Source organism: Spirillospora sp. NPDC048823, assembly GCF_043198445.1.
Classification (GTDB): domain Bacteria; phylum Actinomycetota; class Actinomycetes; order Streptosporangiales; family Streptosporangiaceae; genus Spirillospora.
Window position 1 is genome coordinate 1 of sequence record NZ_JBICUT010000012.1, and the last position, 13,921, is coordinate 13,921.

Annotated in this window: 13 protein-coding genes and 4 tRNA genes; 8 read left to right on the plus strand and 9 right to left on the minus strand. The window is 71.7% G+C overall.

Features of this window, described 5'->3' with window-relative positions:
• Positions 1-219 precede the first annotated feature (219 nt).
• Positions 220-1,095 (minus strand): LysR substrate-binding domain-containing protein, encoded by an 876-nt coding sequence (locus tag ACGFK0_RS25265; RefSeq protein ID WP_392908848.1) that lies wholly within the window; start codon positions 1,093-1,095, stop codon positions 220-222.
• Between the two features lie 74 nt (positions 1,096-1,169).
• Here ACGFK0_RS25265 and kdgD point away from each other — a divergent pair, with 74 nt between their 5' ends.
• Together kdgD and ACGFK0_RS25275 are read left to right on the plus strand one after the other, a co-directional pair.
• A complete protein-coding gene (gene kdgD / locus ACGFK0_RS25270; RefSeq protein ID WP_392908850.1) occupies positions 1,170-2,084 on the plus strand; it encodes a 5-dehydro-4-deoxyglucarate dehydratase in 915 nt (304 codons plus the stop codon).
• Positions 2,081-3,232 carry a mandelate racemase/muconate lactonizing enzyme family protein gene (locus tag ACGFK0_RS25275; RefSeq protein WP_392908853.1) on the plus strand — a complete coding sequence of 384 codons (1,152 nt, stop codon included), beginning with the start codon at positions 2,081-2,083 and terminating at the stop codon, positions 3,230-3,232. Before kdgD ends, ACGFK0_RS25275 begins: the two co-directional genes overlap by 4 nt.
• On the opposite strand, the gene ACGFK0_RS25280 is transcribed toward ACGFK0_RS25275, so the two are convergent.
• The 6 genes from ACGFK0_RS25280 to ACGFK0_RS25305 form a co-directional block, all read right to left on the minus strand.
• Positions 3,229-3,301: transfer RNA gene (locus ACGFK0_RS25280), tRNA-Val, on the minus strand. The genes ACGFK0_RS25275 and ACGFK0_RS25280 overlap by 4 nt on opposite strands.
• Before the next feature lie 30 nt (positions 3,302-3,331).
• A tRNA-Gln gene (locus tag ACGFK0_RS25285) sits at positions 3,332-3,403 on the minus strand.
• A gap of 87 nt (positions 3,404-3,490) precedes the next feature.
• A tRNA-Gly gene (locus tag ACGFK0_RS25290) sits at positions 3,491-3,562 on the minus strand.
• Positions 3,563-3,596: 34 nt separating this feature from the next.
• Positions 3,597-3,670: transfer RNA gene (locus tag ACGFK0_RS25295), tRNA-Arg, on the minus strand.
• A 327-nt stretch (positions 3,671-3,997) separates the two neighbouring features.
• Entirely contained in the window at positions 3,998-4,135 is a 138-nt protein-coding gene (locus ACGFK0_RS25300; protein WP_392908855.1) for an LPFR motif small protein, read from the minus strand.
• Between the two features lie 54 nt (positions 4,136-4,189).
• Complete coding sequence (locus ACGFK0_RS25305) at positions 4,190-4,972, minus strand: putative protein N(5)-glutamine methyltransferase (protein WP_392908857.1); 783 nt, start codon at positions 4,970-4,972, stop codon at positions 4,190-4,192.
• A gap of 66 nt (positions 4,973-5,038) precedes the next feature.
• Between ACGFK0_RS25305 and ACGFK0_RS25310 the strand changes: the two genes are divergently transcribed.
• The 3 genes from ACGFK0_RS25310 to ACGFK0_RS25320 all read left to right on the plus strand — a co-directional run bounded on the left by ACGFK0_RS25310 (position 5,039) and on the right by ACGFK0_RS25320 (position 7,615).
• Positions 5,039-5,875, plus strand: coding sequence for a pentapeptide repeat-containing protein (locus tag ACGFK0_RS25310; protein ID WP_392908860.1), 837 nt, complete (start codon positions 5,039-5,041; stop codon positions 5,873-5,875).
• A gap of 85 nt (positions 5,876-5,960) precedes the next feature.
• Positions 5,961-6,530, plus strand: coding sequence for a hypothetical protein (locus tag ACGFK0_RS25315; RefSeq protein WP_392908862.1), 570 nt, complete (start codon positions 5,961-5,963; stop codon positions 6,528-6,530).
• Positions 6,527-7,615, plus strand: coding sequence for a PrsW family intramembrane metalloprotease (locus ACGFK0_RS25320; protein ID WP_392909256.1), 1,089 nt, complete (start codon positions 6,527-6,529; stop codon positions 7,613-7,615). The genes ACGFK0_RS25315 and ACGFK0_RS25320 overlap by 4 nt, the downstream gene beginning before the upstream one ends.
• Here the strand turns inward: ACGFK0_RS25320 and ACGFK0_RS25325 are convergent.
• Positions 7,581-8,960 carry an MFS transporter gene (locus ACGFK0_RS25325; RefSeq protein WP_392908864.1) on the minus strand — a complete coding sequence of 460 codons (1,380 nt, stop codon included), beginning with the start codon at positions 8,958-8,960 and terminating at the stop codon, positions 7,581-7,583. The two genes, ACGFK0_RS25320 and ACGFK0_RS25325, sit on opposite strands and share 35 nt — an antisense overlap.
• A 97-nt stretch (positions 8,961-9,057) precedes the next feature.
• Here ACGFK0_RS25325 and ACGFK0_RS25330 point away from each other — a divergent pair, with 97 nt between their 5' ends.
• Positions 9,058-9,936: a LysR family transcriptional regulator gene (locus tag ACGFK0_RS25330; protein ID WP_392908866.1), complete on the plus strand. Its 879-nt coding sequence runs from the start codon at positions 9,058-9,060 to the stop codon at positions 9,934-9,936.
• 83 nt (positions 9,937-10,019) lie between these two features.
• Positions 10,020-11,648, plus strand: coding sequence for a cytochrome bc complex cytochrome b subunit (locus tag ACGFK0_RS25335; RefSeq protein ID WP_392908868.1), 1,629 nt, complete (start codon positions 10,020-10,022; stop codon positions 11,646-11,648).
• 14 nt (positions 11,649-11,662) lie between these two features.
• Here ACGFK0_RS25335 and ctaD read toward each other — a convergent pair whose 3' ends face one another.
• Positions 11,663-13,357: a cytochrome c oxidase subunit I gene (gene ctaD / locus ACGFK0_RS25340; protein WP_392908870.1), complete on the minus strand. Its 1,695-nt coding sequence runs from the start codon at positions 13,355-13,357 to the stop codon at positions 11,663-11,665.
• A gap of 115 nt (positions 13,358-13,472) precedes the next feature.
• On the opposite strand from ctaD, the gene ACGFK0_RS25345 reads away from it, so the two are divergent.
• Positions 13,473-13,916 (plus strand): YbhB/YbcL family Raf kinase inhibitor-like protein, encoded by a 444-nt coding sequence (locus tag ACGFK0_RS25345; protein ID WP_392908872.1) that lies wholly within the window; start codon positions 13,473-13,475, stop codon positions 13,914-13,916.
• Positions 13,917-13,921 lie beyond the last annotated feature (5 nt).

A 13,921-nucleotide genomic window follows, 5' to 3' on the forward strand; every position in this document is an offset into this window, starting at 1 on the left:
TCCGCCGCGAAAGGAGCGATCTTGGCATCGGCCAGCTCACGCACCGTACGCCGCAGCAGCTCATGCTCCTCGGACGGCGCGTACGTGGGAAAGTCGCTCATCGGTCCTCCGCGGTGTTCCGGCCGGGTCGGCGGCCTTTGTCGTGACAATTTATTTTGACGACCAATATTTTGGCGCCAAAGTAAGTGACGGCACCGCACCGAGTCAAGGCGACGCCGGTCACACGTGCCGCAGGAGCTTGGCGAGCGCGGGGTTGTCGTTGCTTCGCCGCCACGCCAGGCTCAGCTCGACGGGCGCCGGCTCGGCGAGGTCGAGAGGCCGGAACGTCAGGCCCGCGTAACGCAACTGGGCCGCGGCCGCGGGCACCAGTGCGACGCCCCAGCCGGAGTTGACCAGCGCCAGGATGCTGTGCACCTGGCTGAGATACTGCGCGTACACGGGAGTGACGCCGGCCTGCCGGAACAGGCTGATCAGCAGTTCGTGGAAGTAGCGCGCCTCGACCGGCGAGTACATGATGAACCGCTGCCCGTCGAGAGCGGCGAGCGGGATCGGGCCGTCCCCGTCCGCCAGGGGGTGGTCGTTGGGGACCGCCGCCAGCAGGGCCTCGCGGTCGGCGCCACGCTCCTCCAGGTCCGGATCGGTGACCGGCGGGCGGACCAGGCCGAGGTCCAGGCCGCCCTCCGCCAGGGCACGCACCTGGTCCCTGGTCACCATCTCCCGCAGGACGACGCCGACATCGGGCAACGCCGCCCGCGTCACCTCCAGCAGCCGGCCGAGCGTCGCATAGGCGCCGGCCGCGGTGAATCCGATCGCGATGCTCCCGGCCTCCCCCGCCGAGACCTGCCGCACCGACATCGCGGCATGGTCGGCCTGGTGGAGCAGCCGGCGGGCCTCGATCAGGAACGCGCGTCCCGCCGGGGTGAGACGCACCGAGCGGTTCGTCCGGTCGAACAGCCGCACCTTCAGTTCGTTCTCCAGCAGCTGGATCTGGCGGCTCAGCGGCGGCTGCGTCATCCGCAGGCGCTCGGCGGCCCGGCCGAAGTGCAGCTCCTCGGCGACGGCCACGAAGTTCGCGAGCTGGTTGAGCGTGAACATCGATTCCCTACGGGTATCAGTGGATGCCTTTTTCGTGTTGGACCTGGATCAATCCGTCATCCTAGCCTCGGGTCATGAAGCAGACCGCGCCCGACGAGATCGCCCGCCGGCTCGGCTCCGGCCTCCTGTCGTTCCCGATCACCCACTTCCGCGACGACCTCTCGTTCGACGAGCCCGCCTACCGCGAGAACATCGCGGGGCTCGGCCGCGAGGGTCTCGCGGGCCTGTTCGCGGCGGGCGGGACGGGCGAGTTCTTCTCCCTGACGGCCGACGAGGTCCGGCGGGTCGTCCGCGCGGCGGTGCGGGACGCACCGGACGGCGTCCCGGTCGTCGCGCCCGCCGGATACGGCACGGCGACGGCCGCCGAGATGGCCCGCGACGCCGAACGCGCCGGCGCGGACGGGATCCTGCTCTTCCCGCCGTACCTGACCGAGGCGTCGCAGGAGGGACTGGCCGCCCACGTGCGCGCCGTCTGCGCCGCGACGAGCCTCGGCGTGACGATCTACAGCCGCGCGAACGCCGTCTACCAGGACACGACCGTCGCGGAGATCGCCGACGCGTGCCCCAACCTCGTCGGGTTCAAGGACGGTGTCGGGAACCTGGAGCTGATGACGCGGATCCGGGCCCGGCTGGGCGAGCGCCTCGTCTACATCGGCGGGCTCCCCACCGCCGAGACGTTCGCGCAGCCCTACCTGGAGATGGGCGTGACGACCTACTCCTCGGCCATCTTCAACTTCGTCCCGGACTTCGCGATCGGGTTCTACGACGCCGTCCGCGCCCGCGACCGGGACGAGGTGCGGCGCCGCCTGGAGAGCTTCGTCCTGCCGTACTGCGAGATCCGCAACCGCCGCGCCGGATACGCCGTGAGCATCGTGAAGGCCGGGATGAGGGCCGTCGGGCGCCCGGCGGGGCCCGTCCGCCCGCCGCTGACGGACCTGACCGGCGAAGAGTTCGACGCGCTCGCCGAACTCGTGAAGAAGGCGACGTGACGGACGCCGCCGGCGAGGCGACCCTCGACCGCGTCGCCCGGATCGAGCTGTCCTCGGTCACGCTGCCGCTCGCCGCCCCGGTCAGCGACGCCAAGGTCCTGACGGGACGGCAGCGCCCGATGACCGAGGTCGTGTTCCTGTTCGCCGAGATCGGCACCGAGGACGGCCACGAGGGCATCGGGTTCGGCTACTCCAAACGCGCCGGCGGCCCCGGACAGTTCGCCCACGCCGCCGAGATCGCGCCCGGCCTCCTCGGCGAGGACCCGAGCGACATCGGCAGGATCTGGACGAAGCTGGCCTGGGCGGGCGCGTCCGCCGGCCGCAGCGGCCTGGCCACCCAGGCCATCGCCGCCATCGACATCGCGCTGTGGGACCTGAAGGCCAAGCGCGCCGGGCTGCCGCTGGCCAAGCTTCTCGGCGCACACCGCGACTCGGTCCGCTGCTACGACACCTCGGGCGGGTTCCTGAACACGCCCCTGGAGGAGGTGCTGGACAACGCGGCGGCGTCCGCCGACGCGGGGATCGGCGGCGTCAAGATCAAGGTGGGGCATCCCGACCACGCCGCGGACATGCGCCGCGTCACCGCCGTCCGCGAGCGTCTCGGCGACGCGTTCCCGCTGATGGTCGACGCTAACCAGCAATGGGACCGCGCGTCCGCGCTTCGCATGGGCCGAGCGCTGGACGCGTTCGACCTCACCTGGATCGAGGAACCCCTGGACGCCTACGACGCCGAGGGGCACGCGGCGCTGGCGCGCACGCTCGACACGCCCATCGCGACCGGCGAGATGCTGACCAGCGTCGCCGAGCACTGCGAACTCATCGACAGGGGCGCCGCCGACATCCTCCAGCCGGACGCGCCGCGCATCGGCGGAATCACGAACTTCCTCAGACTCGCCGCGCTCGCCGACCACCGCCATTTGCAGCTCGCACCGCATTTCGCGATGGAGATCCATCTGCATCTGGCCGCCGCCTATCCGCGCGAGCCGTGGGTCGAGCATTTCGACTGGCTCGAACCGCTCTTCAACGAACGCCTGGCCATCCGGGACGGCCGCATGCAGGTCCCGTCCCGGCCCGGCCTCGGAATCACGCTCAGCGATCAGGCGCGCGCCTGGACGGGGGAACGAGCCGTCATCGGAAAAAGTCGTTGACCGGACAGGACTCGAACCTGCGACCCGCTGTTCGTAAGACAGCCGCTCTGCCGACTGAGCTACCGGTCATCGCCGCCCGGACGACCATTCCGGGACGCGCTGCTGGAGCAGGGCTCGAACCTGCATGACGTGATCCAGAATCACGCATCCTTCCCCTTGGATGATCCAGCACAGGTGCCCTCCGGCGGGCGGTGGCGTCCGCCCGCCTGGGCACAGGAGGACCAGCCGGGGGTCGTTACTCCCGCCGGTCCAGTCCAGAGCCGCACCCGGGACTCGAACCCGATTCTCCTGGGTGGAAGCCAGGCGCCTCACCATTTCGGCTTGTGCGGCGTGCAACACGGAGCATTCCATTCCTGCTCCGCAGCACCTCTGCCAGGACTCGAACCTGGGGCCTTCGCATTCGTAGTGCGACGCTCTGTTCCACTGAGCTACAGAGGTTCGGGTGACCTTCCGGTCATGAAAAAACCGCCGGGGACATGTCTCCCTGGCGGTCTCCGGTCAAGCCTTTCGGCCCTATCCAGAGGCGCCCACGGGCACGACGGAACCGCCCTGCGGTCGAACCCCGAAGGGTCGCCGCTGCCGTCGGCGGAAAATCGCGGTCATCGTGCGGCTCCCTTCTCTGCTCGCCGGTTCGGTTCGTTGCTCATATGATCCGGCACAGGCCGGGCAATGCGCAATCGTTTTTCACGCGGCCTTTTCGCGCGGGCCGCGCCGGGGCCCTGCGCGGCTCACGCGCGCAGGGCCCCGATGCGGCGGTCATCCGCGTCAGACGGCCCTGCGGCGGGAACGCCCCGGGCGGCCACGCGCGGGGGTCAGCAGCCGCTGGAGAACCCTGAACGGCAGTGTCACGATACTGATGATCGTTCCGATGATGGCGCTGAGCGCTGCGCTGATGCGGCGCATGTGGTTTCACTCCTTTGGGTCGTCCTAGAGCGCCACATACCCGTGCACAGCGTTTTACACGGGATTTGCCCCGATAACGACGGTTGCGTGCCACTCATCGGACACGGTCACGGTGGCGGCCAGCCCGCCTCGTTCGACCGCCGCGACCGCGTCCGGGACCTGCCGTTCGCTCGTCTCGAACAGCAGGTGGCCGCCGGGAACGAGCCACCGTGACGCCTCCGCGGTCACCCGGCGCAGGACGTCGAGGCCGTCGGCGCCGCCGTCGAGCGCCACGCGCGGCTCGTGCTCACGCGCCTCCGGCGGCATCAGCGGGAGATCGTCCGTCGGGACGTAGGGCACGTTGGTGAGCAGGACGTCGACGCGCCCGCGCAGCGCGTCCGGGAGCGGTTCGAAGAGGTCGCCCTCATGGGCCTGGCCGCCGAACGGCGCGATGTTGCGCCGGGCGCATCCCACCGCCGCCGGTTCGATGTCGGCGGCGTGCAGGGCGAACTCGTCCAAGCCCGCCACGAGCGCGGCCCCCAGCGCGCCGGTACCGCAGCACAGGTCGACGACGACGGGACGCGGCGGGATCAGGGCGGCGGCCTCCCGGACGAGGAACTCGGTGCGGCGGCGTGGGACGAAGACCCCGGGGTCGACGGCGATCCGCAGGCCACAGAACTCGGCCCAGCCGAGGACGTGCTCGAGGGGCAGCCCGGCGGCGCGCCGCTCCACCATGGCGGACGCGTCGTCCGGTGTGCGGGCCGTGGAAAGGATCAGCCTCGCCTCGTCCTCGGCGAAGACGCAGCCGGCGGCGCGCAGCCTGGAGACGATGGCGGACTCGGTGAGGGGTGTCGACATGGGCGACGGCAACACTATCCCAGGCATGCCGCGAACCGTCCGGAGCACGGGCCGGACGGCGGGACAATGGTGTGTCGTCCAGGGACGGGGGATCACGGGTTGCCGGAGAGGCCGGGCCTGCGGGCCGACTGCGCGAACTGCTTCGGGCTGTGCTGTGTCGCGCTGCCTTTCGCCGAGTCGGCGGATTTCGCGGTGGACAAGGAGGCGGGCGAACCGTGCCGGAACCTTCTGGCCGACTTCCGCTGCGGCATCCACGCGAACCTCCGCGAGCGGGGGTTCCAGGGCTGCACGGTCTTCGACTGCTTCGGGGCGGGGCAGAAGGTGTCGCAGGGAACCTTCGGCGGGCGCGACTGGAGGCGGGGCCCGGACGTCGCGCGTCAGATGTTCCAGGTGTTCCCGGTGATGCGGCAGCTCCACGAGCTGCTCTACTACCTCGACGAGGCGCTCGCACTCCCGCCCGCCGAACCGCTTCGCGGCGGCCTTCGTGAGGCCCTGGACGGAATCGTCCGCCTCACCGAGGGCGGCCCCGGAGAACTCGCCGACGTAGACGTCCCGGCGGCTCGGGAGAGGGTGAACGTCCTGCTGCTGCGGGTCAGCGAACTCGTCCGGGCCGGTGTCCCGGGGCGCGGGAAGAGCCGGCGGGGAGCCGACCTCATCGGGGCGAGGCTGAAGGGCGCCGACCTCCGGGGCGCGGACCTGCGCGGCGCATACCTGATCGCGGCCGACCTGCGCGGCGCCGATCTGCGGAAGGCGGACCTGATCGGCGCCGACCTGAGGGACGCCGACCTGCGCGGCGCCGACCTCACCGGGGCCATCTTCGTGACGCGCTCACAACTCGACTCGGCCCGGGGCGACGCGACCACGCGGCCGCCGGAGGCGCTGGGACGGCCCGCACACTGGTGACACACGCCCCGGGAGGGCGGTCCTTGATCTTGTTTAGGGCCGTCACCAGGGGGCATTTCCGCAGCGCACGTCATCGGGGGGCTGCGTGACGCGGGTGAGATGGTGGGGCACGGGCGTCGTGGCGCTCGTGCTCCTGATCCTCTGCGCGGGGCTGCCCCTGCTGAACGGGGCGCTGGGAGGCGGCGGCGCGCCACTGGCGCCCGGGACGGTCCTTTCCGCCGGAACGGAACGCGAAGGCGCCCGCCCGGTGACGTTCGTCGTCCCGTCCGCCCGCTGGATGCTCAGCAAGGCGGACACCTCCCTGGCGAACAGCGTCGAGTTGTTCAGCGGCGACGTCGTGTTCCACCTGAACGTGGTGGTCCCGCTGGGCCCGATGGACGCGCGGAGGCTGTGGGACGGACTCGGGCGGATCGTCGCGGTGGGCGGGCAGACGCGGCTGGGCGCGCGGCCCGCTCCGATCATGACGGCGCATGGGCTGACAGGCCTGACCGGCAGGCTCATGGGGCGGGACCACGCGGGCATGGCCGCCGTGTTCGCCACCGACACGCTCGGGGCCACGGTGACGGCCGCCGGGCCGCCGCGCGCGTTCCGCAAGGTGGCCGCGGAGGCCGAGGCCATGGCGCAGAGCGTGCGGATCAGGGCGTCGTGGCCATGACACGCCGCCCCGCGTTCTGGCTGTGGGCGGCGGTGTGCCTGCTCGGGGCCTGGCTCGCGTGGCGGGGCCTGGACGCGGCGGTCCGGGCGTTCCCGGCCGGTTCGATCGCCGGTGTCGCGCTGCTCGCGCCGGCGCTGGCGGCGGGGGTGTGGGGGCTGCGGCGGCTGCATCCGGTCCGGTCGCGCCCGGCCGGGTACGCGCTCATCGCGGTGGCGTGGGGCGGGCTGGCCGCGTTCGGGCTGGCGCTGCCCACCAACGCGGCGTTCCAGGCGGTCATCGGGAAGACGGCCGGGCCGGGGTTCAACTCCGCGTGGGGCGCGTCGATCGCCGCGCCGGTCGACGAGGAGGTCCTGAAGCTGCTCGGCGTCGCGACGCTGGCGCTGATGGCGCCGTCGGCGATCCGCGGGCCGCTGGACGGGTGGGGCTACGGCGCGCTGACCGGGCTGGGCTTCCAGGCGTCCGAGAACTTTCTGTACGTCCTCAACACCATCGTCCTGACGGGGGCGACGCAGGACGTGAACGCGGCGTTGTTCTCTTTCGGCAGCCGGGTGGTCGGCGGCGCGTGGTGGAGCCACTGGGCGATGACGGCGGTCGGCGGCGCGGGCCTCGGGTGCCTGCTCGGCAGGGCGTCCCGGGCGAGCCTGGCCGTCGCGGCCGGCGGTTTCGTCCTGGCGATGGCCCTGCATTCCTGGTGGGATTCGCCCGTTCTGCCCGGTGTGCTGCTGCTGCCGGTGAAGGGCGCCCCGATCCTGCTCGCGGCGATCGTCACCTACCGGATCTCCAGGCGCCGCTACCTGTCGCATTTCCGGCGGACGGCGCACGCCGAGACCGCAAGCGGCGTCCTCGTTCCGGGCGAGGGCCATGTCCTCGCCTACCGCAAGTGGCGCAGGAAGGAGCGGTGGGACGTGCCTGCCGGGGAGCCGCGCCGGCTGCTCGCGCGGCTGCGCGCCACCGAACTCGACCTGATCGAGGACGGTCTCGGCGGACTCGAACACGATCCCCGGTCCGCCGACCGGCTGCGGGCCGACGTCCGGGACCTGCGCCGGGACCTCAACGCGTCCGCCGGGCGCCCCCGCGTGGCCTGACCAGCACGACGGCACCGCAGACGCCGGCGGCGAGGAACAGGGCGAGGGCGGGGTCGCCGGAGGACGTGGAGCCGACGGCCGTGAACGCGCCCATGGCCGCGACGCCCAGCGCGGCGCCGGCCTGCCGGGCGGCGTTGAGGATTCCGCCGGCCGCGCCCGCCGTGCCTTCCGGGGCCGCGGTGACCACCATGGTCGCGAGGGCGGGCAGCGCGAACGAGACACCGAAGCCGGTGCACAGCAGGCCCGCGACCAGCGGCGGATAGGACGCGCCGCCCAGCAGAGCGGCACCGGACAGCGCTCCCCCGGCGGTCAGCAGCGCAAGGCCCGCGACGACGGGACGGCGCGGCCCGGTCTTTGCCACGATGCGTCCGGTGAGCAGCGGGTTGAACGCGAACGGCAGGGTCATCGGCAGGAACGCGAGGCCGGTCTGGAACGGCGTCAGGCCGAGGTCCCGCTGGAGGGCGAGGGGCAGGACGAACAGCACCCCGGTCATGACGAAGTTGACGGCCGCCCCCGCCACCAGCGCCGCGGGCATCCCGCGCGCCCGCAGTACGGCGGGCACCAGGACCGGGGCCGCGCTCCGCCGCTCCCGCACCGCGAACGCGGCGATGGCCGCGGCGGCGCCGGCCGCGGAGCAGAGTGCGTGCACGCCCGATCCGGAGCCGAGGGCGATGAGGGCGTCGGTCGCCGACCCCATCGCCGCGCACGCGAGGAGCTGGGCGGGCCCGTCGACGGCGCGCGGCCCCCGCGGGCAGTGCACGGCCCGCCCGGCGACGAGGACGAGGACGACGACGGCGAGCGGCACGTTGACCAGGAAGATCGCGCGCCATCCGGCGAGGCCGACCAGCGCGCCGCCGGCGAGCGGTCCGGCGGCGAGCGCGGCGCCGCTGGTCGCCGCCCAGGTGGCCACGGCCCTCGCGCGTTCGGCGGGCACCGGGTAGAGGCGGGCGATCATGGCCATCGAGGCGGGCACGCATGCCGCGGCGGCGACGCCGAGCAGCGCCCGGAACGCGACGAGCGTCCACAGGTCCGGAGCGGCGGCGCAGAGCAGCGATCCCAGCCCGAAGGCGGCGATGCCCGCGCGGAACACCCGGTGCGCGCCGTACCGGTCGGCGACCGCGCCCGCCGACAGCAGGAGCGCCGCGAACACGACGGTGTAGCCGGTGACGGCCCACTGCAGGCCCGCGACCGTCGCGTGCAGGGAGCGGGCGAGGTCGGGTTCGGCCACCGACAGGACGGTCGTGTCGAGGAGGACCATGAAGTAGCCCAGGGAGATGCCGAGCAGCGCGGGGCGGCGGCGCGCCTCCGCGGGACCGGCGGGGACGCGTGAGAGGACGGAGTTCATGGCGGCCAAGTCTGGGAATCCGAGCCGTCCGGCTCCACCGGCAGACCCGCACGGAGCGTTCGGAATATCCGAATGGGCGGTCCGGGTTGGCACCGGCATGGAGCTGCGCCAGCTGCGGACGTTCGAGGCCGTCATCGCCCACCGGACCGTCACCGACGCCGCCGTCGCGCTCGGCCTCGCGCCGTCGTCGGTGTCGGAGCAGATCCGGGCCCTTGAGCGGTCGCTGGGCGTGGCTCTGTTCGACCGCGGCCCGAAGGGCATGCGGCTGACCCCGGCGGGCGAGCGCATGCGCGGATGGGCGGCACGGCTGCTTCAGCAGGAGGAGCAGGCCCGCCGCGAGGTGGCCGGGGAACTCCCGGTGCTGCGGCTCGGCGCGCTGGAGAGCATCGCCGCCACCCACGTCCCCGGCGTGCTCGCCCGGCTCGCGCGACGGCGGCCGGACCTGCGGGTCGACGTCCGGTCCGACGGTGCCCGAGACCGGCTGCTGGACGCGGTCGCCGCCGGTGACCTGGAGGCCGCGCTGCTGCTGGACGCCGGCGACGGCGTCGGCGGACTCGGGTTCGCGCCGCCGCCCGCGCCGCTGGACCACCTCGACCTGGAACCGGTGCCGCTCGTCCTCGTCGCCGCCCCCGGCCATCGGCTCGCCGGGGCGCCGGCCGTCACCGCCGCCGACCTGCGGGACGAGAAGCTGCTGGTGAACGTGCCGGCCTGCTCGTTCTGGCTGGCCGGTGAGCGGCTCTTCGGCTCCGCCGTGGAACGGGTCAGGGCCGGCAGCGTGACCGTCATGGCGGCGTGGGCCGAGCGGGGGCTCGGGATCGCGCTGGTCCCCGAGTTCGCGGTCGCGGACCGGCTCGGCTCCGGCGCACTCGCCAGGCTCGCGCTCGACTCTCCGGGCCTCAGCCTCCGCCTGGTCTGGCGCGCCGACCGAGAAGCGCTTCCCGGCATGCGCGAAATTCTCTACGCGGCGAGCGCCTGAGGGGCCGCGGGGCGACCGTTTGCCCTACCCGGCCCCGGGTACCGGCCCTCCGGAGATCACAGCTCTGCCAGGGGAGATGCGCGATGGCGGGACGGAAGGGCAGGTCGAGGGCCGAGAGGCTGGAGAAGGTCGCCTGGGGTGTCAACGACCGGCTCGGCTCGACGCAGTTCCTTCACAGGAACATCGGCAAGGCGTTCCCCAAGCACTGGTCGTTCCTGCTCGGCGAGATCGCGCTGTACTCGTTCATCATCCTGCTCATCACCGGCGTCTACCTGACGCTGTTCTTCAAGCCGAGCGGCGCGCACGTCGTCTACGACGGCTCGTACACGTCGTTGAAGGGCGTCGAGATGAGCGAGGCGTACGCGTCCACGCTGCACATCTCCTTCGACGTGCGGGGCGGCCTGCTGATGCGGCAGATCCACCACTGGGCGGCGATCGTCTTCCTCGCCGCGATCAGCGTCCACCTGATGCGCATCTTCTTCACCGGGGCGTTCCGCAAGCCGCGCGAGATCAACTGGCTGATCGGCGTGACGCTGTTCGTGCTGGCGCTGACCGAGGGGTTCGCCGGGTACTCGCTCCCCGACGACCTGCTGTCCGGCACCGGCCTGCGGATCATGCAGGGCATCGTGATGTCGATCCCCGTCGCCGGCACCTATCTGAGCCTGTGGGTCTTCGGCGGCGAGTTCCCCGCCAGCGAGAGCTTCATCCCGCGGCTGTTCACCCTGCACATCCTGCTCATCCCCGGGCTCCTGCTCGCGCTCATCACCGCGCACCTGATGATCCTCTGGCACCAGACGCACACGATCTGGCCGGGCAGGGGACGGCGGGAGCGGGCGGTGTCAGGCGAGCCGACGTTCCCGCACTTCGCCGCGCAGAGCGCCGCGTACTTCCTGTTCACGTTCGGTGTGCTGGCAGGTATGGGGGCGTTCCTGCAGACCAACCCCGTGTGGCTCTACGGCCCGTACGAGCCGGACCAGATTTCGTTCGGCTCGCAGCCCGACTGGTATGTCGGGTTCCTCGAAGGCTCCCTGCGCATCATGCCGCCCCTGGAGACGACCCTGTTCGGGCACAACATCTCGTGGAACGTGCTGCTGCCCGCCGTCGTCCTGCCGGGGGTCTTCTTCACGCTCATCGCGATGTACCCGTTCGTGGAACGCTGGGCCACGGGAGACGAACGCCTCCATCACCTGCTCGACCGCCCGCGCAACGCCGCGACCAGGACCGCGATCGGCATGGCCGCCGTCGCCTGGTACGGAAACCTGTGGGCGGCGGGAGGCAACGACGTCATCTCGTACGTCTTCGGCATCCCGCTGTACTGGACGACGTGGTTCTTCCGCATCGGGTTCTTCGCCGCGCCGATCCTGGCGTTCGCCATCACCCGGCGGATCTGCCTCAGCCTGCAGCGGCGGGACCTGCGGGAGCGCCGCGAAGGCGTGGAGAGCGGCCTGATCTCGCTGAGCCCGGACGGCGGTTACAGCGAACGGCACGAGCAGACGTCGGAGGAGCAGGAGGCGCTCCTGCGGACCCGGCGGCCGGGGGAACTCGTCGCCCCCTACCCGAACCACCTCGTCCCGCTGCCGACGCCGGACCGCGCCCGCACCCAGGTACGGACCCGCGTCAACCGCTTCTACATGAACTACCAGACCGAGTCGTACGGCGGCGGCCAGGGCGACCTGGACCACGACCACGACGCGCAGAAGGACGGCGGCTGAGCCCCCCGGGCCGCCTACTCCCTGGGCCGGTCCGAGGGCTCGGGGAGGGCCGGCTCGGCCTCCTGCGGCGGCTCCAGGGGCGGGTAGTGCAGGTCGAACGCGGGACGGACGGAGCGGATCCGCGGCATCGACGTGAAGTTGTGCCGCGGCGGGGGGCAGGACGTGGCCCACTCCAGCGAAGCGCCGGCGCCCCACGGGTCGTTCCTCCCGACCGTCTCGCCGCGCCTGTGCGTCCGCCAGATGTTCCACAGGAAGGCGAACGTCGAGGCGCCGAGGACGAACGAGCCGATCGACGAGACGAGGTTCAGCGCGGCGAACTCCTCGGGATAGTCGGCGTACCGGCGGGGCATGCCCTCGGCGCCGAGCCAGTGCTGGACGAGGAACGTCGTGTGGAAGCCGGCGAACAGCGACCAGAAATGGACCTTCCCCCAGGCCTCGTTCAGCTTCTTGCCGGTCATCTTCGGCCACCAGAAGTAGAAGCCGCCGAACATGGCGAACACGACGGTGCCGAAGACGACGTAGTGGAAGTGGCCGACGACGAAGTAGGAGTCGGTGAGGTGGAAGTCCATGGGCGGGGACGCGAGGATCACCCCGGTCAGGCCGCCGAACAGGAACGTGGCGAGGAACCCCAGCGCGAACAGCATGGGCGCCTCGAACGTCAGCTGCCCCTTCCACAGGGTCCCGACCCAGTTGAAGAACTTGATGCCGGTCGGAACGGCGATCATGAAGGAGGTCAGGGAGAAGAACGGCAGCAGGACCTGGCCGGTGGCGAACATGTGGTGCGCCCACACCGTCATCGACAGCCCGGTGATCGCGATGGTGGCGCCCACCATGCCGAGGTAGCCGAAGATGGGCTTGCGGGCGAACACCGGGATGATCTCGGTGATGATCCCGAAGAACGGCAGCGCGATGATGTAGACCTCGGGATGCCCGAAGAACCAGAACAGGTGCTGCCAGATCATCGCGCCGCCGTGCGAGGGATCGTAGATGTGCGCGCCGAGCTTGCGGTCGGCCTCCAGGGCCAGCAGCGCGGCGGCGAGGACGGGGAAGGCGATCAGCACCATCACGCTGGTGAGCAGGGTGTTCCAGCAGAAGATCGGCATCCGGAACATCACCATGCCGGGGGCGCGCATCGCGATGATCGTGGTGATCAGGTTGACCGAGGTGAAGATCGTCCCGAACCCGGACAGCACCAGGCCCATCACCCACAGGTCGCCGCCGAGGCCCGGCGAGTAGGTCGCCGACGACAGCGGCGAGTAGGAGAACCAGCCGAAGGACGCCGCGCCGCCCGGCACGACGAACCCCGCCAGCACCATGAGCGCGCCGAACAGGAACAGCCAGTAGCTGAGCGTGTTCAGGCGGGGGAACGCCACGTCCGGGGCGCCGATCTGCAGCGGGACGATCACGTTGGCGAACCCGGCGAACAGCGGGGTCGCGAACAGCAGCAGCATGATCGTGCCGTGGATGGTGAACATCTGGTTGTACTGCGTCTTGTCCACCACCTGCAGCCCGGGCTCCAGCAGCTCCGCCCGGATGACCATGGCCATCAGCCCGGCGATCAGGAAGAGCGTGAACGAGGTGCCGAGATACAGGTAGCCGACGACCTTGTGGTCCGTCGTCGCCAGCACGTTCCCGATCCTGGTGCCGCGGCGGTGCCGCGCGAGCGCGTCGGCGACGCTCGCCTCGTCCCTCCCCTGGACCGCCGTCATCCGGCCTCCCCTCCCTCGTCCGAACCCACCGGGGCACTTGCCGCGCAGTCCCGTTTCAAACGCGGGGACGGGGCATCGACGGCCCTCCCGCGGGCACCACGGCACCATGGAGCAGATGACACTGACGAGCCCGGCGTTCACCGCCGACGGGCCGATCCCGGTGGCCCACTCCCGCGAGTCGGGGGACGTCTCCCCGGAGCTGAGATGGTCCGGTGTACCCGCCGCCTGCCTCGATCTCCTGCTGACCTGCGAGGACCCGGACGCGCCCGGCGGGACGTTCGTCCACTGGATGCTGGGCGGGATTCCGCCGGAGCGCGACGGGCTCGCGGCCGGGGAGGACCGTCCCCGCATCGCCAAGGGCCGCAACGACTTCGGCGACGTCGGCTACGGCGGCCCGCAGCCGCCCGCCGGGGACCCGCCGCACCGCTACGTGTTCACCCTGTACGCGCTGCGCCGGCCGTCCGGCCTGACCTCCGGGTTCTCGGTGGACGACCTGCGCGCCGCCATGAAGGACAACGTGCTCGCCACCGCCACCCTCGTCGGCACCTACGCCCGCTGACCGCC